Here is a 17,990-nt window from a genome sequence, read left to right as displayed (position 1 = left end):
GAGACGACCATGACCGAGACCAGGGATCAGACGCTCGCGGGGCGCGTCGCACTTGTCACCGGCGCCGGAAACGGCATCGGCCGTGCGACTGCGCTTCGGCTCGCCGGACGCGGTGCGATCGTCGGTGTCAACGACCTGAAGCCGGAATTCGTCGATGGCACGGTGGACGCGATCAAGGCGGCCGGCGGCAAGGCCGTAGCCGTCACGCAGGACGTGTCGAGCCGCGACGGCATGCGGCAGGCGGTGCTTGGATTGGCGGAGCAGCAGGGGCGTTTCGACATCCTCGTCAACAACGCGGCCTGGGTCCGCTATCAGTCGGTCGCGGACATCGCGCCGGAGACTGTCGAACGCATGCTCAACATCGGTTTCAAGGCGGTGATGTGGGGTATCCAGGCCGCCGCCGAGGTCATGGATGCGGAACGCGGCGGCGCGATCGTCAACGTCGCTTCGGTGGCCGGCCTGATCTCGGCGAAGAACAGCATCGTCTACAGCGGCATCAAGGCGGGCGTCATGGGCATCACGCGCGCTGCCGCAGCCGAGCTCGGTGCGCGCAACATCCGCGTCAACGCCGTGGCGCCCTCGGCGATTCCGACCGAAGGAACGATGCGCAATCGTAACGCCGAACTCGATGCACGCCGCGTCGCGAGAACGCCGCTGGGGCGGCTCGGCACGGTCGACGATATCGCCAAGGCCATCTGCTTCCTCGCCGGTGACGAGAGCGGCTTCATCTCGGCGCAGGTGCTCACCGTCGACGGCGGCATCACCCTGACGAACATTGCCTGACGGGACCATTACGATGTCCGATCTGACGCCGGAACAGCAGGTTCTGAAAGATGCCTACGTCAAGGCGCGGGGCTATTGGCGGCCCTGGACGGAGGGGCTGCTGCGGCTCGATCCGGCGTTTCTCGACGCATACGGAAAATATGCGGGTTATGCCGCAGAGAAGGGACCGCTGTCGCCCAAGATGCGCGAGCTGATCTACGTCGCGCTCGACGGATCGGCGACGCACCTGTTCCGATCCGGCCTCGCGCTGCATCTTCGCCTTGCACTTCAGGAGGGGGCGTCGGCGCGGGAGATCATCGACGTGTTTCGCCTCGCGACGGTTCAGGGGCTCGATGGCTGCAATCTCGGCATCGGCATCCTAGCCGAGGAATTGGCGAGCGCGGGGCTTCAGGTCGGTCATCCCGAACTGACGCATGAGCAGACGGCGCTGCGGGATGCCTATGTGGCGCAATTCGGGGATTGGCCCGATTTCTGCGAGCAATGGCTGCGGGGCGATCCCGGCTATTTCGCCGTCTTGCTGGATCTCCTCGCGGGCGGGCAGACCGGGGATGGTCTCGACCAGTGCTCGCAATGTCTGATCTCGCTCGCATTGAACGCCTGCTTCACGGCACTCAATCCGCATGGACTGCGGGTGCAGATCAGGCGGGCTTTGCGGCTCGGCATCGGCCAGCGGGAGATCCTTCAGGTTCTCCAGATGACTGCACATCTTGGCGTCCATGCCTGCGCGATCGGCGTACCGGTTCTGATGGAAGCCCTCGACGAGCGTTCCTCGAAGGCCGGTGCCGGCGAGGAGAGCAAGGGACCGGGAGAGGGAGGAGGACGGAAGTGAAGGGATTGGCGATCCGCAATCACAGGGCGTTCGCGTCTGGCGCTCTGTTCCTCACATTTGCGGTCTTATTCTTCGTGGCGGCGCTGAACTATCCCGCGGGGACAGCCGCGCGAATGGGGCCGGGCTATTTCCCGCGCCTGCTCGCAATCGTGCTCGCGGCCATCGGTCTGGTCGTGATCCTCAGTGCCATGAAGCCGGCCGCGGACGGGCAGGCGCTGCGCAATTGGGATCTCAAGGGGCTCGCCTGGATCACCGGATCCGTGATCCTGTTCGGCGCCTTGCTGTTTCCGCTCGGTCTGGTCGGCGCCCTCTTCGTCCTGATCATGGTGTCGAGCCGGGCCAGCCCCGAGTTCACCTGGATGGGCGCGCTGACAAACGCTGCGGTGCTCATCGCGCTGTGTCTGGCCGTATTCGTCTACGGTCTCGGGCTGCAACTGCCCGTCTGGCCGTCTCTCCTCAACTGAACGAGCCGATCGATGGATCTCTTCCACAATCTGGCGATTGGCTTTGCGACGGCAGCCCAGCCCGCCAACCTGCTCTATGCCTTCCTCGGCTGCCTGCTCGGCACCTTGATCGGCGTGCTTCCCGGCCTCGGCCCGCTCGCGACCATCGCGATGCTGCTGCCGATCACCTATGCGCTGCAACCGGACGCCGCGCTGATCATGCTCGCCGGGATCTATTACGGCGCGCAGTATGGCGGCTCGACCACGGCGATCGTGGTCAATCTGCCTGGGGAGTCTTCGTCGGTCGTGACCACGATCGACGGCTACCAGATGGCGAAGCAGGGGCGCGCCGGCGTGGCGCTCGCGACCGCTGCCATCGGCTCGTTCTTCGCCGGATGCGTGGCAACGCTCGCCTTGGCGGCCCTTGCGGGCCCGCTGACCACGACCGCCTTGCTGTTCGGCCCGAAGGAATTCTTCGCGCTCATGATCCTGGGGCTGATCCTCGCCTCGGTGCTGTCGAGCGGGCCGTTCATCGAGGGCATCGGCATGGTCGTGCTCGGCATGCTCCTGAGCCTCGTCGGCACCGACCTGAACAGCGGCAGCCAGCGTTTTGCCTTCGGCGTTCCCCAGCTCTTCGACGGTCTCGATTTCGTGCCGCTGGCGATGGGCATCTTCGGCTTCGCCGAGATCGTCGAGAATCTCGAGCAGGACGACAAGCTGTCGCTGGTCACCCAGAAGATCACCAATCTGTTTCCGACGCGCGACGACTTCCGTCGGATGGTGCCGGCGATGCTGCGCGGCACGGCGCTGGGGACGCTGCTGGGAGTCCTGCCCGGCGGCGGCGCCGTGCTCTCGTCCTTCGCGTCCTATACGCTGGAGAAGAAGCTGTCGCGACATCCCGAGCAGTTCGGCAAGGGCGCCATCGAGGGCGTTGCAGGCCCGGAGTCCGCGAACAACGCCGGCGCCCAGACCTCGTTCATTCCGCTGCTGACGCTCGGGGTTCCCTCCAATGTCGTGATGGCCCTGATGGTGGGCGCCATGAACATTCACAACATCCACCCGGGTCCGGAGGTGATGACGAAGAATCCGACCCTGTTCTGGGGCCTGATCGTCTCGATGTGGGTCGGCAATCTGATGCTGCTGATCCTCAATCTTCCGCTCGTCGGGCTGTGGGTGAAGCTGCTCACCATTCCCTACCGCTATCTGTTTCCCGCGATCATGGTGTTCTGCTCGATCGGCGTCTATTCCATCAACAGCGGAACGTTCGAGGTCTACGAGGCGGCCGTGTTCTGTGTGTTCGGCTACGTTCTGATCAAGCTGCAACTTCCGGCGGCGCCGCTGCTGTTGGGCCTGGTTCTGGGTCCGGCCATCGAGGAGAATTTCCGCCGCGCCATGGTGCTCTCGCGCGGCGACGCCACCGTGCTGCTGACTTCGCCGCTCTCGGCGAGCCTGCTGGCCGCGGCCGCCATCGCGATCCTCCTGATCATGTTGCCGACGATCCGGGCGCGGCGAGAGGAAGCGCTCCAGTATTGATACACCGCGATTCCCATGCAGGCAGGTTCGCCCTGATCATGCCCGACGTCAGCCGATCAGATCGCCGTATCCGCTCGGGTACTTGATCCAGATCAAGATCGCAACGCTAAAGCGCCGACTACGCTGCCTTTGGACTAGATCTGGACACGGCCTTGAAGACACTTCGCCAGCTTCTCACCGGAGAGGACGTGATCCAGCTCGTGATCAGGCTCGGATTGCTCGCTCTGTTGATCTTCTGGACTTTGTATCTGATCCGCCCGTTCGTTACGATTCTGGTCTGGGCCCTCGTGCTCGCAGTTGCGTTCAATCCGATCTTCCTCGTGCTCGCCAAAATCCTGGGAGGCAGGGCGAAACTCGCGGCGGGGCTTCTCACCGCGATTAATCTCGCCATTGTCATCGGGCCGGCGGCTTGGCTAGGTCTCGGTGCGGTGGACGGGATCAGGGACTTCGCCGGTGAACTGGCCGCGGGCGATCTGGTCATCCCTTCACCGCCCGCAGCGATCAAGACCTGGCCGCTGATCGGAACGCCGCTCTACGAGTTCTGGGATCAAGCCTCGACCAATCTCCGTTCGGTCGTGCAACGGATTGCGCCGTATCTGAAGCCGTTCGCGGGTACGCTCCTTGGCATCGCGGGCGATGCCGGTGTGGGCACCATCAAGTTCCTGCTGTCAGTCGTCGTCGCCGGCTGCCTGTTTCCCTATGGACCGCAGCTCGTGGCGGCGGGCAGGAGCTTCCTGTCGCGGATCGTGCCCGAGCAGAGCGAGCACTTCCTGGATCTCGCGGGCGCGACCATCCGTGCGGTAGCCCAAGGTGTGATCGGCATCGCCGTCGTTCAGGCGCTGCTGGCCGGTATCGGCTTCAAGTTGGCGGGCATTCCGATCGCCGGCTTGCTTGCGCTCCTGGTGCTGTTGCTCTCCATCGTGCAGATCGGCGGAGCCATCATCATGCTCCCCGTGATGATCTGGATCTGGACCGACAAGGATGTCACTGTCGCAGTGCTGCTGACATTGTTCCTCGGAATCGTCAGCATTCTCGACAACATACTGAAACCGTTGGTGATGGGACGCGGCCTGACGACGCCGGCGCTCGTCATCCTGATCGGCGTGATCGGCGGAACGCTGGGCCACGGAATAGTCGGCCTTTTCATCGGACCTATTGTCCTGTCGGTGGCTTGGGAGCTCACCGTGGCCTGGATCAGGACCGATCGCGCCAGCGCGGCGTCGCAGGCGACCATCGACCGTTGACCTAAATCAATGTCGGACGCCTCGGAGCGCCTTGGATGGCGTCGCGCGACGACGAGGTCGGAACATGTCAATGGAAAATCCCAACCTGCCGGGCGGCCCCTTGTCCGGACTTGTCGCTTCGGCCGTGGAATACATGGTCGACGCGAGCCAGCGGAGTGTGCTGTTCCTGGACATCATGCGCCAGCGCGGCGATCAATACCGGGAGCACGTTGCACAGACGGCGCCGCATGTCCTGCAATACGCTGCGGAACTGATTATGGACGGCCGCAAGCTGGACGAGCCGGTCAACTACGCGCTGGTCCGTATCATCCCGCCCAAGGACGTGGAGATTGATCTCAAGCGACGGCCGTTTGTCGTGATCGATCCGCGCGCGGGCCATGGCCCGGGCATCGGTGGCTTCAAGGCCGATAGCGAGATCGGCGTCGCGATGAAGGCCGGGCATCCCTGTTACTTCATCGGCTTCCTGCCGGAGCCGATGCCCGGTCAGACCATCGAACGCATCGCGCGCGCCGAAGCCATTTTCATCGAAAAGGTCATCAGCCGTCATCCGGACGCGGACGGAAAGCCTTGCGTGATCGGCAATTGTCAGGCCGGCTGGGCCGTCATGATCCTGGCGTCACTGCGGCCGGAACTGTTCGGGCCGCTGATCATCGCGGGGGCGCCGCTTGCCTATTGGGCGGGCGTGCACGGCAAGTATCCGATGCGTTATTCCGGCGGCCTTTTGGGTGGAAGCTGGCTCACCGCGCTGACCAGCGATCTCGGCGCCGGAAAGTTCGACGGTGCCTGGCTGGTGCAGAACTTCGAGAACCAGAATCCATCGAACACCCTGTGGACCAAGCAGTACAACGTCTATTCCAAGGTCGATACCGAGGCGAACCGCTATCTCGAGTTCGAGCGATGGTGGGGCGGGCATGTCAACCTGAATGCCGAGGAAATCCAGTTCATCGTCGACGAGCTCTTCATCGGCAATAATCTCGCCGCCGGCAAGATCGAGATGTCCGACGGCCGCAGGGTGGATTTGCGCAATATTCAGTCGCCGATCGTGGTGTTCTGCTCGGAGGGCGACAACGTCACGCCGCCGCAACAGGCGCTGGACTGGATTCTGGATTGCTATGCGGACGTCGATGAGATCAGGGCCTATGGGCAGACGATCGTCTATACCGTCCACAAGAGCATTGGGCATCTCGGTATCTTCGTGTCCGGCGGCGTCGCCAAGAAAGAGCACGCTGAGTTCTCGAGTAACATCGACCTGATCGACGTGCTGCCGCCGGGGCTCTATGAGGCGACATTCGAGGCCAAGGGTGAGGAGACAACGAGTTCCGATCTCGTGGTCGGCCAGTGGGTGATGCGCTGCGAGGCGCGGACGCTCGACGACATCCGCGCCATGGGTGGCAATTCGCCCGAGGACGAGCGGCGCTTCGCTGCCGCCAAACGCGTCTCGGAGCTTAACCTTGCCGCCTACCAGAAGTTCGTGCAGCCCTGGATCAAGACGCTGGTCACGCCGCAGATGGCAGAGACGATGCGCAACCTGCATCCCCTGCGGCTGCAGTACGAGGCGCTCAGCAGCCAAAATCCGTGGATGACGGCGGTGAAGTCGGCCGCGGAGGACATCGAGGACAATCGCAGGCCGGTCGCCCAAGACAATCCGTTCCTTGCGTTTCAGGAGCAGATGTCCAAGCAGATCGTTCACGCACTCGACAGCTGGCGTGACGCACAGGAGGCATTGAGCGAAGCGATCTTTCTCAACCTCTATGGCTCGCCAGCGGTGCAGACTGCGCTCGGGATCGATCCGAAGTCCGAGCCGTCGCGCCGGCGCGAAATGTCAGCCGAGCATCGCGCCATGCTGGAGAAGCGGGTCGCGCAGCTGAAATCCGGGATCGGCGAGGGCGGCCTGCGCGAGGCGGCCATTCGCAGTCTGCTTTACATCGGGTCGGCGCGGGGAATGGTTGATGAGCGTAGCATTGAGGCGCTGCGCCGGATCCGTCGCGACTACAGTGGACAGCGAATGACGCTTCCGAAGTTCAAGATGCTGGTCCGCGAGCAGTTCTTCATGCTGCTGATCGATCGGGAAGGTGCCTTGGCAGCCATTCAGAAGCTGTTGCCCGAGGATGTCAACCAGCGGCGTGCGGCCTTCGCGGCGATACGCGAGGTGCTCTCCGCAAGCAACGAGATCGCGGGGGAACGCGCAAGTCGCCTGCGGCGCGTCGCCACGTTGTTCGGCGTCGATACAGGTGAAGGGGAATCGAACGTCGCCCCTTTCGATCCAAAGGCGAAGGCATCGTAGGTCTGTCTGGAGGGATTGGGAGCGAGATCATGTCAACCGAAGGAAGGCAAACGCAGTCTCCCAGCAAGTATGACCGGTTGATTGCGGCAGCAAAGGCGGTGCCGCCGGTTCCGACTGTCGTGGTGCATCCTTGCGATGAAACCTCGCTGCGCGGCGCCGTTGAGAGTGCTGAGGCCGGCATCATCCGGCCGATTCTGGTCGGGCCCGCGAGCAAGATCGGCGATCTCGCGCGCAGGTGTGGCCTCGACATCTCCGGCTTCGAGATCGTCAACGCCGCACATAGCGAAGAGGCAGCCGCCAAAGGTGTCGAGCTGATCCACGCAGCCAAGGGCGAAATGCTCATGAAGGGCAGTCTTCACACCGACGAGTTGATGCGCGCGGTGACCGCAAAAGTCGGCGGCCTGCGCACCGAACGCCGTATCAGCCATGTGTTCGTGATGGACGTGCCCGCCTATGCCGAAACCCTGCTTGTGACGGATGCCGCGATCAACATCTTTCCCGATCTCGACGCCAAGCGCGACATCATCCAGAACGCCATCGATCTCTACAACGAGGCCGGATTCGGCAAGACGCCGCGGGTGGCAATCCTTTCGGCGGTGGAGACCGTGACGTCCAAGATTCCCTCGACGATCGAGGCGGCCGCGCTCTGCAAGATGGCTGATCGCGGGCAGATCACCGGCGGCGTGCTCGACGGCCCGCTCGCGTTCGACAATGCCATTGATCCCGAAGCCGCGCGCATCAAGGGCATCAAGTCCGAGGTCGCCGGCCGGGCTCAGATCCTCGTCGTTCCCGACCTCGAATCGGGCAATATGCTGGCGAAAAATCTGGCCTACTTTGCCGAGGCCGACGGCGCCGGCATCGTGCTCGGCGCCCGGGTGCCCGTCGTGCTGACGTCACGGGCGGACTCGCCGCGGGCGCGCATGGCATCCTGCGCGGTGGCGTCGCTCTATGCCAATGCCCGGCGTCAACACGCCCCGACAGTTGCTGCGTGACCATCATGGATACGATCCTCGTCGTCAACGCGGGCTCCTCGAGCGTCAAGTTCCAGGTCTTTTCGGTCGAGGGAGAGGGCAGGCTGCGGCGGCAGCTCAAGGGCCAGATGGACGGCATCGGCAGCCGCCCACGGTTGAGGGCGAGCGGCGCGAATGGCGATCCGCTCGCCGACCGCGCCTACCCGATCGAGACGGTCCCCGATGTTCCGGCCGCGATGGGCGTCGCCGGGGAATGGTTGCGGGACGAGCTTCGTATTCACCCCATCGCCGTCGGACATCGTGTCGTGCATGGCGGTCCCGAGTATGACCGGCCGGTGCTGATCGACCACGGCGTCGTCGCCCGCCTGGAACGGTTCGTCAGCCTCGCACCGCTGCATCAACCGCACAACCTGTCGCCGATCCGCTCGATCCTCGCGGGCTTCCCGACCTTGCCGCAGGTCGCCTGCTTCGACACCGCCTTTCACCGCACGCATAGTGCAGTTGCAGATCACTATGCGATCCCGCATCAGCTTCACGCCGAGGGCGTGCGGCGCTACGGTTTTCACGGGCTGTCCTACGAATACATCGCGAAGACCCTGCCGCAGACCGCGCCCGGCGTTGCGAAGGGCAGGGTGATCGTCGCCCATCTCGGTAGCGGCGCCTCGATGTGCGCGCTGAAGGGAGGACAGAGCGTCGAAAGTACCATGGGCTTCACGGCGCTGGACGGGCTTCCGATGGGAACGCGCCCCGGCCAGATCGATCCCGGGGTCGTGCTCTATCTGATCTCGGAAAGGGGAATGTCGGCATCGAACGTGCAGAACTTCCTCTATCGCGACTGTGGACTGAAGGGACTGTCCGGCGTCAGCAACGATATGCGGGAGCTCGAGGCCAGCCAGGATGCCAAGGCGAAACTGGCGATCGACTATTTCGTGTATCGGATCGGCCTCAACGCCGGCATGCTTGCTGCTGCGTTGCAGGGCCTGGATGCCTTCGTTTTCACCGCCGGCATCGGCGAGAATTCCGCGAGCATACGCGCCCGCGTGGCCGAGCAGCTCGGTTGGTTCGGTGTCAAGCTGGATCCGACCGAGAATTCCCGCAACGCGCGGCTGATATCGCGTCCCGACAGTCTCATTCCCGTCTATGTCGTGCCGACCGACGAGGAACTGATGATCGCACAGCACACGCTGGCGCTGCTGGTCAACGCGCCATCGACCAACCCCAGACAAGAGAGGGTGTCATGATTCCCGTGTTCCCGGATACCAAGGTTGCCCTGAAGGGGAAAAAAGGCCTCATCGTCGGTGTCGCCAACGACCAGTCCATCGCCTGGGGATGCGCCAGGGCGTTTCGTGGGCTCGGGGCTGAACTCGCCGTCACCTATCTGAACGACCGCGCCAGAAGGCACGTCGAACCGCTCGCGCAGGCGCTGGAAGCGCCGATCTTCATGCCGCTCGACGTCATGGTGGAGGGGCAGACCGAGGCGGTGTTCGAGCGGATCGGGAGGGAATGGGGCCAGCTCGATTTCCTGCTGCACTCGATCGCCTTCTCGCCGAAGGAGGCGCTGCACGGCCGCGTGGTGGATGTCGGCCGCGACGGATTCCTGAAGACGATGGACGTCTCCTGCTGGTCGTTCCTGCGCATGGCGCATCTCGCCGAGCCGCTGATGAAGAACGGCGGCACGATGTTCACCATGACGTACTATGGCAGCCAGATGGTCGTGGAGAACTACAACATCATGGGCGTGGCCAAGGCGGCGCTTGAAGCAGCCGTTCGCTATGCCGCCGCCGAATTGGGGCCGAAGGGCATCCGCGTGCACGCGATTTCGCCGGGACCGCTCGCCACCCGCGCGGCGTCGGGCATCCCGGAGTTCGACGAGCTGATGGACAAGGCTCAATCGAAGGCGCCGGTGCGCAGCCTCGTCAGCATCGACGATGTCGGTAATGCCACGGCGTTTCTGGCACTCGACGGCGCCAAGCTGATCACCGGTGGCGTGCTCTATATCGACGGTGGATATCACATCATCGACTGAACGAAAACGACGGGCGCCTCGTGCGCCGCTCAGCGATAGTGCAGTGCGATCAGCTCGGCGACGCAGGCCGGCTTCTTGCCGCCTTCGATCTCGATCACGAGATGGTAGTTCACGCGCAGGCCGTCGGGTGGAACGTCCTCGGCCTCGGCGACGGTGACACGACCGCGCAGCTTCGAGCCCGCTGGCACCGGTGCCAGATATCTTATCCGGTCTGCGCCGTAATTCAGGGTGTTGCGTAAGCCCTTGAGGCCCATCACCGATCGAATGAAGAGCGGTGCAAGTGCAAGCGACAACAGGCCGTGGGCGATGGTGGTGCCGCCGGGCGATTCCTTCCTGGCGCGCTCCTGATCGACATGGATCCACTGCTGGTCGCAGGTCGCCTCGGCAAACTGGTTGATGCGATCCTGCGTCACCTCGACCCAGTCGCTGACGCCGATCTCGGTGCCGACGGCAGATTTGATTTCGCTGAAGTCGCTGAATATCCGCATGTCGGTCACCTGCTCAGATCTTCATTTCCGGGATATTGTCGTGTACGACAAGTTCGGCGTCCGTCACCGCCATGACCTCGCCGACACTGATGCCGGGCGCGGTCTCCAGCAGGGTGGCCCTGCCGTCGGGGAACGCGATCACCGCCATGTCGGTCACGACCAGGTGCACCGGTCGCGCCGATGTCAGGGGCAGAGAGCATTTGGCGACGATCTTGGACTTGCCCTTTGCCGCGTGCTGCATGGCGACGATGACCCGCCTGGCGCCGCTGACGAGATCCATGGCCCCACCCATGCCCGGCACCATCTTGCCGGGGATCATCCAGTTGGCGAGGTGGCCCTGCGCATCGACTTGCAGGCCGCCAAGGACGGTGACGTCGACATGGCCGCCGCGGATCAACCCGAACGACATCGCGCTGTCGAACGTGCTGGCACCTGGCAGCGCACTGATCGGGCGCCCGCCCGCGTCCGTCAGCAGGGGATGGCTCAACCCCTGCTCGGGGATTGGTCCGGTGCCGATCAAACCGTTTTCCGACTGAAAGAACACCTTGAGATCAAGCGAAACGTAGTTGGCGACCAGCGTTGGGATGCCGATCCCCAGATTCACGAGGTCGCCGGAATGAAGCTCCTGCGCGACGCGCCGGGCGATGATCTCCTGTGCGTCCATGTTTCACCCGTTCGGGTTCGTAATGAGGTAGTCGACGAGCGGCGCCGGTGTCAGCACGTGGTCGGGTGCGATGACGCCGACGGGCACGATGTGCTCCGCTGTCACGATCACGGTGTCGGCCGCCATCGCCATGACCGGATTGAAGTTGCGTGCCGTGAGCGCGTAGGAGAGGTTGCCGAGATAGTCGGCGAGGAAAGCGTGGACCAGAGCGAACTGCGCCCGCAGTGCGGTCTCGAGCAGGAACGGCCTGCCGTCGATCTCGATCTGGCGCTTGCCTTCGGCGACCAGGGTGCCCACACCTGTCGGTGTGAGCACGCCGCCGAGGCCGCACCCGCCTGCGCGAATGCGCTCGGCGAAGGTGCCTTGCGGGATGAGATCGACGGCGATCTGATTGGCCAGCATTTGCTGCTGCGCCTTCGGATTGAGGCCAATATGGGTCGCAATGAGGCGCGAGACGAGAGCCGCGTCGAACAGCTTGCCGACACCTTTTCCGGGCGTCGCCGCGTCGTTGCTGATAACCGAGAGACCGGTCTTGTGTTGTCGCACAACCTCGTCGAGCAGGCGCTCCGGCGTTCCGACGCCCATGAAGCCGCCGACCATGATGCTCGCACCGGACGGGATCATCGCAACGGCTTCTTCGACGGAAACGGCCCTCATGATGGGAACTCCAGTCAGCAAAGGCGATCAAACGAAGGCGACGGTGAGACGATGTTGGCGCGCGGTCGGCGCACTCCTTTGATCTGCGTCAAGGCTTCTCATCGTCCCCACGTCAGGTGGTGATGCCGATGCTCTCAAGGACTTCCGCCCATAGTCTTCGGACTTCCGCGTGGCGCCGCTCAAGCGCCGTGTTGACGGCGTCTCGAAACGGCACGAGGCTCTCGCCTTTCAGGAAGAGAATTTGCGCCTGCAACAGCCGGCCGCTCTCGAATTCGATGCGGCGCAATGCCGACACGAAGGGATCGTCGGCATTGGCGCCTAGCGGCAGCAGGGCCGCCGGGCGGATTCCTGCGTGAACGGCGTGGGCCAGCGTCGCAAGATCGATCGGTAGGGCCAAAGGTAGATTGGTTATCCCCTCGATCGGCTTGGGAAACCAGGCCGTTTCCCAGGAGGCCGCCATGTAGCCCAAGGCGATGTCGGGCACCCAGGAGGCCGTGCGCTGCAGGAGCGAGACTATCTCGGACTCCCGATAGAATTGCGCGTTCAACTCGGTCTGCCAGGCAGCCTCGATGCGCATGGGCAAGGCCATTGCGAACTGCCGCGCCAAGGCGCCGTGCGCCGAGATCAGGAATGCGGCTACGCGTGTCTGCTGGTGCGACGGCACGCGGCCTTCGGAATCGAGCGGTCCGAGAAATCTGCTCATGGCGGCGCTGCCCGAACCGGGATGGCCCGCAAATGATCATAGCCGGCGGGAAATGGCGTGAGCTCGCCGCCGGCTTCCTCCGGCGCAATCCAGACGGCCTTGTTGCCCTGCCAGCGTCCGGCCAGCACGTCGTCCGCAAAGCGCGCGAGTAGGTCGGCGGTGAGCGCGCCCTTCTCGAGCGTGAAGGCATGATAGGCCTTGGGAATGATCACGAGCGAACTATCCGGGATTTCGGCGCGCAGAGTCTCGTGCAAGGCCCGCGGCGTCAGGAAGTCGAACTCGCCGTTCAGGATCATTGTCGGCACGGCGATCGAGGACAGGCGCGGCGTCAATGGCTGGAAATCGAGGAACGATTCCATCAGGTTCTGAAGCGCGTACAGGTCGTTGACCAGCCAGCCCTGCCGCTTGACGCTGTCGAGCTTGTCGAGCAGCGGCTTCAGCCAGTGATCGGACAGGTTCATCGGCAGCAGGAGATCCTGGAGATAGCCGGTGCCGCCGAGGATCAGCCCGGTTCGCAGCGCATTGCCGAGCAGAAGGAGCTGCGGCGACAGCTCCGCAAAGCAGCTCATCGGCGCAAGGCCGGAGAGACGTTCGCCGTGCTCGATGGCGTAGCGCAGCGCAATCAGCCCGCCGAAGCTGATGCCGCTGAGGAAAATGGGGCCGTCGCCGAGCTCGCCGATCAACAGGTGGAGCGCGGTTACCTGGTCGTCCTGGCTGATGAAAAGGGCCGGCTTGTCGGAGGCGCCCTGGCCGAGCAGATCGAAAGTCGCGACGCGGAAGCGGCGCGCCACCAAGGCCTCACGATAGGCATTCCAAAGCTCGGCATATTGCGTGAGCCCGTTGACCAGCACATAGACCGGCGCGCCAGCGGGTCCGTCGAGCTCGTAGCGGATCCGGTACGGACCGTGGGTGAGGAAGGGCATTTGCGCGAGCTGGCTGGTAATTCGGTGCGCAGATATCCTCCGCCGGAGTTTCGGAATTCCGTTGAGTTATATCAATGGATGCGTCGCCCCTGCTCCTAGCGTTCGATCAAAATCACCGGAGGAACGCGCCATGATCGGCCGATACGCCATTCGGCGATACGTCATCAGCCTGCTCTTGCTGCTGATCGGCACCTCGCTCGCGGTTGCACAACCCTTCACTCGCCGCTCCTCGCAAGTGAAGCATGACGAGTTGAAAAAGACGTACGAGATCGCCAACTTCCGTCTTGGCGGCAAGTACGACCTCAACAATCCCTCCAAATGGGAGAATGGCGGGGAGGGCGGCGTCACCCTGGAATCACTCGGTGCCGGCAAGCTGCGTACCGCCTATATCGCGATCGGCAATGCGCGGCGCAACGCCGCCGGCGAGATCACCAACGCGGTCGTGATCAATTCCTACTATTCTGGTGATTCCACCGACATGTACGAGCAGTGGGTCGTCGGTGCTCCGCTGTCCGGCAGCGTGCCGATCATCGGTCCGAGCCGGCCAATCGATACCGACAAGTACTACGTCATCATGGTCGATCCGCTGGGCACTTGGGGTGCCAGCAAGCCGTCGGACGGCCTCGGCATCAAGTTTCCTCAGTACAGCTACTACGACATGGTCCAGGCCAACTACCGCCTGCTGCGCGACGGGCTGAAGGTTGCGCGTGTGGCACTTGTCGCCGGCGTCTCGATGGGCGGCACGCAGACCTATGTCTGGGGCGTGATGCATCCGGAATATGTGAGCGCCTTGATGCCGATCGGCGGCACCACGCAGTCGGACGGCGATGACCCCGTCGGCAACTGGACGTTCCAGATGATGACGGCTGCGATCGAGTCCGATCCCGTCTGGCAGGCGACCAAGGGCGACTACTACAAGCAGCCCAAGGAGAAGCATCCGGTGCCGGGCGTTGCCTTCGGCTGGTCGATTCTGGGCATGACGGGCTACGACTTTTCCTATCGCACGACCCAGAACTGGGCCGCAGTGCAGCCTGAGATCTTCTACTGGGATTCCCCGAACGAGAAAGCCGGTTTGAACGTCGTCAATCGCGCCAAGCTCTATGACGCCGTCGACCTCGTCTGGCGCAACCGGGTCGGCGAGACCCACAACATCAATCCCTATCTCGGCCGCATCCAGGCGCGCACGCTGGTGATGCACATCACCAACGATCTCTGGCTGAACTTCAAGCTGGCGCAGAAGGCCGTCGATCGCGTGCCCGGCGCGGACCTGATCGCCCAGGAGAGTCCGGTCGCACACTACGGGGTGTTCCCGATCATCAACCAGCGCAAGAACGATCCGAAGTTCGTCGCCTTCATGGACGACGTCGCGGCGCTCGATCGCGCGCAAAAATTCGTTGACAAGAACTATCGCGTACCCGGCGTTGCAGAGAAAATCGATCCGAACAAATCCTTCTGGAAGGATTTTGTGACCTATCCCTACCCGGTCAAATACGCCAATGCCAAGGACGCGCGCGGCACCACCTGGCAGATCGGCTACATGGATGAGTATGCCGGCACCGACAGGGATCCGAAGGTGCTCGTCATCATCCACGGCAAGGGTGCGTTCGGTGGGCACTACGGCAACGTTATGCAGTATGCCCTGCGCAGCGGCCTGCGCGTGATCGTGCCTGACCTGCCGCACTACGGCATGTCCGGTCCCGGCAATCTCGACAAAAGTCCGGCACGCACCATGCAGGACATGCGCGAGGTGATCTATGACCTCGTGGTCAATCAGCTTGGCGTCAAGAAGGCCTATTATCACGGCCACTCACTCGGCGGTCAGTTCGTGGTGGGTTATGCCCTGACCTGGCCCGACGCGGTGCAAGGCCTCGCGCTCGAGGCGCCGTCAGGCCTCGAGGAATATCCGCGCGAGATCACCATCGCCAAGGACAAGAAGGCGCCGCTGTTCGAGCAGGGCCTCGGCCGCGACTTCGACAAGTGGAAGGAGGTCTGGGACCAGACCGGTATCCTGGCCGCGGAGAAGGCCCGCAGCGAGCAGAACATCCGCGACTTCTTCTACTTCAAGAAGCGTGACGCTGACACCGGCGCGGTGTCGGCGGCCAAGAGCGGCTATTTCTTCAGCGACAGTGAATACGCCCGCTTACACACCGAGCAGCGCGTCGGGCTCACCAAGGGCAATCCGAAGGAGCTCGATCAGTGGTGCAACATCTTCATCTTCGACATCTACACGATCGGGGCGGAACTGCAGCAGAATGACCCGAAGAACCTGTACGAGCGCGTCACCCAGATCAAGGCGCCGATCTTCCTGGCGTTCGGCGATAAGGAGCCGTTTATCCCGACGCCCGCATTCAACGGGCTGACGGATCTCGGACGCGACGTCATCACGCCGTTCATGACGCGTATGACCAACGCCGGCAACCGGCCCATGCTCAAGATCTATCCGGAGACCGGACACTTCATCCATACGGACAATCCGGTGGAATACTCCGCTGACGTCGTGGACTTCGTCACCAAGGGAACGGTCGACACCTCATCGCCGCTCGGCACCGATCGCATGATCAAGGGCGCCGTGGCATCGGCCATCCCGGTCGCCCCGACGCCGCCGGGTGCGGCGCCGACGGCCGGTCTCAACAAGTAGGGTCGGTTCATGCCAAGGGTGCGGGCGGGCGAAGTCGAGCTGGGCTGGCGGGAGTGGGGACGAGGCGACGTTACCGTCGTCTTCATCCATGGCAATCTCGCCAGCAAGGACTGGATTGAGCTTGCCGCGCCTATGTTTCCGAGCGGGCTGCGGGTGATCGGGATCGACTGGCGCGGCTGCGGCGAAAGCGACCGGCCAAAGCCCGCCGCAGACTACTCCAACTATTCGATGCAGCGGCACGCGCACGACATGCTGACGGCGCTCGATACGCTGGACATCGGATTTTGCCATCTGGCAACCCACTCCACCGGTGGCATCATCACCGCCCGTATGCTGTTGATGCAGCCGCAACGGTTCGGGCGGGTGTTCGCGCTCGATCCGGTGACGCCGCTTGGCATGTCCTTCAATGCCGACCAGATCGGCCTCTTCCGGGCGATGATGGCAAGCAAGGAGCTGACGCGGACCGTGATGGCGACAGCCGCGTCCTCGCTGTTCGTGCCGGATAGCATGGCCCCGAACGCGATCCCGCGCTTCCGTGAAGGGCTCGGCGAAATCGAGGCGCTGTTCGACCGGGTCATCGAGCAGACCTTTGGCGTCTCCGAAGGCATCTGGATCGGAACGCCGGTCAATCTCACCCGAGAGCGGGAGAGCAGGGAATTGGAGCGCCGTATGTCGGAGATCCGGCATCCGCATCTGGTGCTGTGGGGGGAAAGGGACGGTTGGATCCCGCCCGCCGACCTGCGCGCCATGGCCGAGGCGATGCCGGATTGCCGGCTCGTGGTCGTCCCAAACATCGGACATTCGATGAACCTGGAAGTGCCGGCCCTCTACGCCGGCTATTTCGGCGCCTGGTTCGGGGGGCTCGCGGCATAATCAGAGGGAGTAACGTCATGGCAGAGATCAATCCATCCGCCGAGAACATCCGCGGTATGCTCACCGAAGCGCTTGTGCGGTTGCGAAAGGCCAATGCGGAGTATTTTGAGCTGCTGGAGAGGGGACTCAGTTCCTCGCCGCTACCGATCGCGGACCAGGCCAAGCAGTTTTGCAGTTTCATGCAGCGCAACGCCAGCGCGACGTTCGACTTTGGCGACAAGCTCGTTCAAGCCAAGGACGTTCAGGACGCGCTCAAGCTTCAGTCCGAATTCTTTCAGGGGCAGATGCAGGCCTTGACCGATCAGGCCAGGAGCATGGGCGAGTCGGCCATGAAGGCGGCGACGGGCGCGTTCACGCCCAAAAACTGAATGGACTGAACCCAGGCGTGAGGCGATGAACAGCCGTCCGCCTTGCCCATGCGAGCACAATGGCGCTTCAATTCATCGTCGGCGCGATCGTCAGCGTCATCAACATCATGATCCACGCCCTGGTGACGGTGGGAGCCATCGGTATCGCCCGCACAGCCGGGCTGCGGCATGATGCGTGGCCGCGGCTGCATCTGATGGCCGTCATGGTCGCAACAGCGTCGGCGCTGATGGTGGCGCACACGATGGAGGTTCTGGTCTGGGCGCTGGCCTATGCCTTGGTCGGTGCCGCGCCTGCGGGCAGCGACCTGATCTATTTCGCCTTCGTCAACTACACCACGCTGGGCTACGGCGACATCACGCCCATACAGGCGTGGCGGCTGACGGGTCCGATGACCGCGATGAACGGCATCTTGATGTTCGGCTGGTCGACCGCAGTCCTGTTCGAGGTCTTGCGCAAGACGCTCGACGATCTCGGAGTGACGAGGCTGCCGGACGGCAGGTGATCTGATGCTGACGAATGGCAGTTCCATGGATCGACTGCAACATTGGCGCTAGCCAGTGTG

18 protein-coding genes are annotated in these 17,990 nt (G+C 63.4%); 13 read left to right on the top strand and 5 right to left on the bottom strand.

Annotated features, from left to right (window positions below):
• The first annotated feature begins 9 nt into the window (after positions 1–9).
• From ACFLEY_RS29130 to fabI, 9 genes are all read left to right on the top strand, one after another.
• Complete coding sequence (locus tag ACFLEY_RS29130; protein ID WP_011086235.1) at positions 10–783, top strand: SDR family NAD(P)-dependent oxidoreductase; 774 nt, start codon at positions 10–12, stop codon at positions 781–783.
• Between the two features lie 13 nt (positions 784–796).
• Positions 797–1,612, top strand: a complete 816-nt coding sequence (locus ACFLEY_RS29125) for a carboxymuconolactone decarboxylase family protein (RefSeq protein WP_060911400.1) — start codon at positions 797–799, stop codon at positions 1,610–1,612.
• A complete protein-coding gene (locus ACFLEY_RS29120; protein WP_211433526.1) occupies positions 1,609–2,076 on the top strand; it encodes a tripartite tricarboxylate transporter TctB family protein in 468 nt (155 codons plus the stop codon). The genes ACFLEY_RS29125 and ACFLEY_RS29120 overlap by 4 nt, the downstream gene beginning before the upstream one ends.
• A 12-nt stretch (positions 2,077–2,088) precedes the next feature.
• On the top strand, positions 2,089–3,588 hold the full coding sequence (locus tag ACFLEY_RS29115; protein WP_060911401.1) for a tripartite tricarboxylate transporter permease: 1,500 nt from the start codon (positions 2,089–2,091) through the stop codon (positions 3,586–3,588).
• 152 nt (positions 3,589–3,740) lie between these two features.
• A complete protein-coding gene (locus tag ACFLEY_RS29110; protein WP_028171974.1) occupies positions 3,741–4,832 on the top strand; it encodes an AI-2E family transporter in 1,092 nt (363 codons plus the stop codon).
• Between the two features lie 64 nt (positions 4,833–4,896).
• Positions 4,897–7,116: a DUF3141 domain-containing protein gene (locus ACFLEY_RS29105; RefSeq protein WP_060911402.1), complete on the top strand. Its 2,220-nt coding sequence runs from the start codon at positions 4,897–4,899 to the stop codon at positions 7,114–7,116.
• Positions 7,117–7,145: 29 nt separating this feature from the next.
• Entirely contained in the window at positions 7,146–8,108 is a 963-nt protein-coding gene (locus ACFLEY_RS29100) for a phosphate acetyltransferase (RefSeq protein ID WP_060911403.1), read from the top strand.
• A gap of 5 nt (positions 8,109–8,113) precedes the next feature.
• The gene (locus tag ACFLEY_RS29095; RefSeq protein WP_060913024.1) at positions 8,114–9,328 is read left to right on the top strand and encodes an acetate/propionate family kinase; all 1,215 of its coding nucleotides are present in this window, start codon (positions 8,114–8,116) and stop codon (positions 9,326–9,328) included.
• Entirely contained in the window at positions 9,325–10,113 is a 789-nt protein-coding gene (gene fabI / locus ACFLEY_RS29090) for an enoyl-ACP reductase FabI (RefSeq protein WP_060911404.1), read from the top strand. The genes ACFLEY_RS29095 and fabI overlap by 4 nt, the downstream gene beginning before the upstream one ends.
• A gap of 29 nt (positions 10,114–10,142) precedes the next feature.
• Here the strand turns inward: fabI and ACFLEY_RS29085 are convergent, their stop codons facing one another.
• From ACFLEY_RS29085 to ACFLEY_RS29065, 5 genes are all read right to left on the bottom strand, one after another.
• Positions 10,143–10,601, bottom strand: a complete 459-nt coding sequence (locus ACFLEY_RS29085) for a MaoC family dehydratase (protein ID WP_011086244.1) — start codon at positions 10,599–10,601, stop codon at positions 10,143–10,145.
• Between the two features lie 13 nt (positions 10,602–10,614).
• Positions 10,615–11,265 carry a 3-oxoacid CoA-transferase subunit B gene (locus tag ACFLEY_RS29080; protein WP_211433527.1) on the bottom strand — a complete coding sequence of 217 codons (651 nt, stop codon included), beginning with the start codon at positions 11,263–11,265 and terminating at the stop codon, positions 10,615–10,617.
• 3 nt (positions 11,266–11,268) lie between these two features.
• The gene (locus ACFLEY_RS29075; protein WP_011086246.1) at positions 11,269–11,922 is read right to left on the bottom strand and encodes a CoA transferase subunit A; all 654 of its coding nucleotides are present in this window, start codon (positions 11,920–11,922) and stop codon (positions 11,269–11,271) included.
• 112 nt (positions 11,923–12,034) lie between these two features.
• Positions 12,035–12,625, bottom strand: a complete 591-nt coding sequence (locus ACFLEY_RS29070; protein ID WP_028171968.1) for a hypothetical protein — start codon at positions 12,623–12,625, stop codon at positions 12,035–12,037.
• Positions 12,622–13,548: an alpha/beta fold hydrolase gene (locus tag ACFLEY_RS29065; RefSeq protein WP_060911406.1), complete on the bottom strand. Its 927-nt coding sequence runs from the start codon at positions 13,546–13,548 to the stop codon at positions 12,622–12,624. Before ACFLEY_RS29065 ends, ACFLEY_RS29070 begins: the two co-directional genes overlap by 4 nt.
• Before the next feature lie 130 nt (positions 13,549–13,678).
• On the opposite strand from ACFLEY_RS29065, the gene ACFLEY_RS29060 reads away from it, so the two are divergent.
• Genes ACFLEY_RS29060 through ACFLEY_RS29045 form a run of 4 tightly spaced genes read left to right on the top strand, consistent with a single transcriptional unit; the run spans position 13,679 to position 17,930 of the window.
• A complete protein-coding gene (locus tag ACFLEY_RS29060) occupies positions 13,679–16,186 on the top strand; it encodes an alpha/beta hydrolase (protein ID WP_028171966.1) in 2,508 nt (835 codons plus the stop codon).
• A 9-nt stretch (positions 16,187–16,195) separates the two neighbouring features.
• On the top strand, positions 16,196–17,059 hold the full coding sequence (locus ACFLEY_RS29055) for an alpha/beta fold hydrolase (RefSeq protein WP_211433528.1): 864 nt from the start codon (positions 16,196–16,198) through the stop codon (positions 17,057–17,059).
• Between the two features lie 17 nt (positions 17,060–17,076).
• Positions 17,077–17,427 carry a phasin gene (locus tag ACFLEY_RS29050; protein WP_011086248.1) on the top strand — a complete coding sequence of 117 codons (351 nt, stop codon included), beginning with the start codon at positions 17,077–17,079 and terminating at the stop codon, positions 17,425–17,427.
• Positions 17,428–17,486: 59 nt separating this feature from the next.
• Complete coding sequence (locus ACFLEY_RS29045) at positions 17,487–17,930, top strand: potassium channel family protein (protein WP_011086249.1); 444 nt, start codon at positions 17,487–17,489, stop codon at positions 17,928–17,930.
• Positions 17,931–17,990 lie beyond the last annotated feature (60 nt).

The sequence above is a fragment of the Bradyrhizobium sp. YCK136 genome, assembly GCF_044570075.1.
Classification (GTDB): domain Bacteria; phylum Pseudomonadota; class Alphaproteobacteria; order Rhizobiales; family Xanthobacteraceae; genus Bradyrhizobium; species Bradyrhizobium diazoefficiens.
The sequence above is the reverse complement of the archived record's forward strand: the minus strand, read 5'-3'. Positions and strand labels throughout refer to the sequence as shown.

What these genes read in the sequence shown, in the direction of transcription:
- ACFLEY_RS29125 (WP_060911400.1), top strand. Translation starts at nt 797, where the DNA reads ATGTCCGATCTGACGCCGGAACAGCAGGTTCTGAAAGATGCCTACGTC.
- ACFLEY_RS29060 (WP_028171966.1), top strand. Translation starts at nt 13,679, where the DNA reads ATGATCGGCCGATACGCCATTCGGCGATACGTCATCAGCCTGCTCTTG.
- fabI (WP_060911404.1), top strand. Translation starts at nt 9,325, where the DNA reads ATGATTCCCGTGTTCCCGGATACCAAGGTTGCCCTGAAGGGGAAAAAA.
- ACFLEY_RS29075 (WP_011086246.1), bottom strand. Translation starts at nt 11,922, where the DNA reads ATGAGGGCCGTTTCCGTCGAAGAAGCCGTTGCGATGATCCCGTCCGGT.
- ACFLEY_RS29095 (WP_060913024.1), top strand. Translation starts at nt 8,114, where the DNA reads ATGGATACGATCCTCGTCGTCAACGCGGGCTCCTCGAGCGTCAAGTTC.
- ACFLEY_RS29070 (WP_028171968.1), bottom strand. Translation starts at nt 12,625, where the DNA reads ATGAGCAGATTTCTCGGACCGCTCGATTCCGAAGGCCGCGTGCCGTCG.
- ACFLEY_RS29050 (WP_011086248.1), top strand. Translation starts at nt 17,077, where the DNA reads ATGGCAGAGATCAATCCATCCGCCGAGAACATCCGCGGTATGCTCACC.
- ACFLEY_RS29065 (WP_060911406.1), bottom strand. Translation starts at nt 13,548, where the DNA reads ATGCCCTTCCTCACCCACGGTCCGTACCGGATCCGCTACGAGCTCGAC.
- ACFLEY_RS29055 (WP_211433528.1), top strand. Translation starts at nt 16,196, where the DNA reads ATGCCAAGGGTGCGGGCGGGCGAAGTCGAGCTGGGCTGGCGGGAGTGG.
- ACFLEY_RS29085 (WP_011086244.1), bottom strand. Translation starts at nt 10,601, where the DNA reads ATGCGGATATTCAGCGACTTCAGCGAAATCAAATCTGCCGTCGGCACC.
- ACFLEY_RS29080 (WP_211433527.1), bottom strand. Translation starts at nt 11,265, where the DNA reads ATGGACGCACAGGAGATCATCGCCCGGCGCGTCGCGCAGGAGCTTCAT.
- ACFLEY_RS29105 (WP_060911402.1), top strand. Translation starts at nt 4,897, where the DNA reads ATGTCAATGGAAAATCCCAACCTGCCGGGCGGCCCCTTGTCCGGACTT.
- ACFLEY_RS29130 (WP_011086235.1), top strand. Translation starts at nt 10, where the DNA reads ATGACCGAGACCAGGGATCAGACGCTCGCGGGGCGCGTCGCACTTGTC.
- ACFLEY_RS29045 (WP_011086249.1), top strand. Translation starts at nt 17,487, where the DNA reads ATGGCGCTTCAATTCATCGTCGGCGCGATCGTCAGCGTCATCAACATC.
- ACFLEY_RS29100 (WP_060911403.1), top strand. Translation starts at nt 7,146, where the DNA reads ATGTCAACCGAAGGAAGGCAAACGCAGTCTCCCAGCAAGTATGACCGG.
- ACFLEY_RS29115 (WP_060911401.1), top strand. Translation starts at nt 2,089, where the DNA reads ATGGATCTCTTCCACAATCTGGCGATTGGCTTTGCGACGGCAGCCCAG.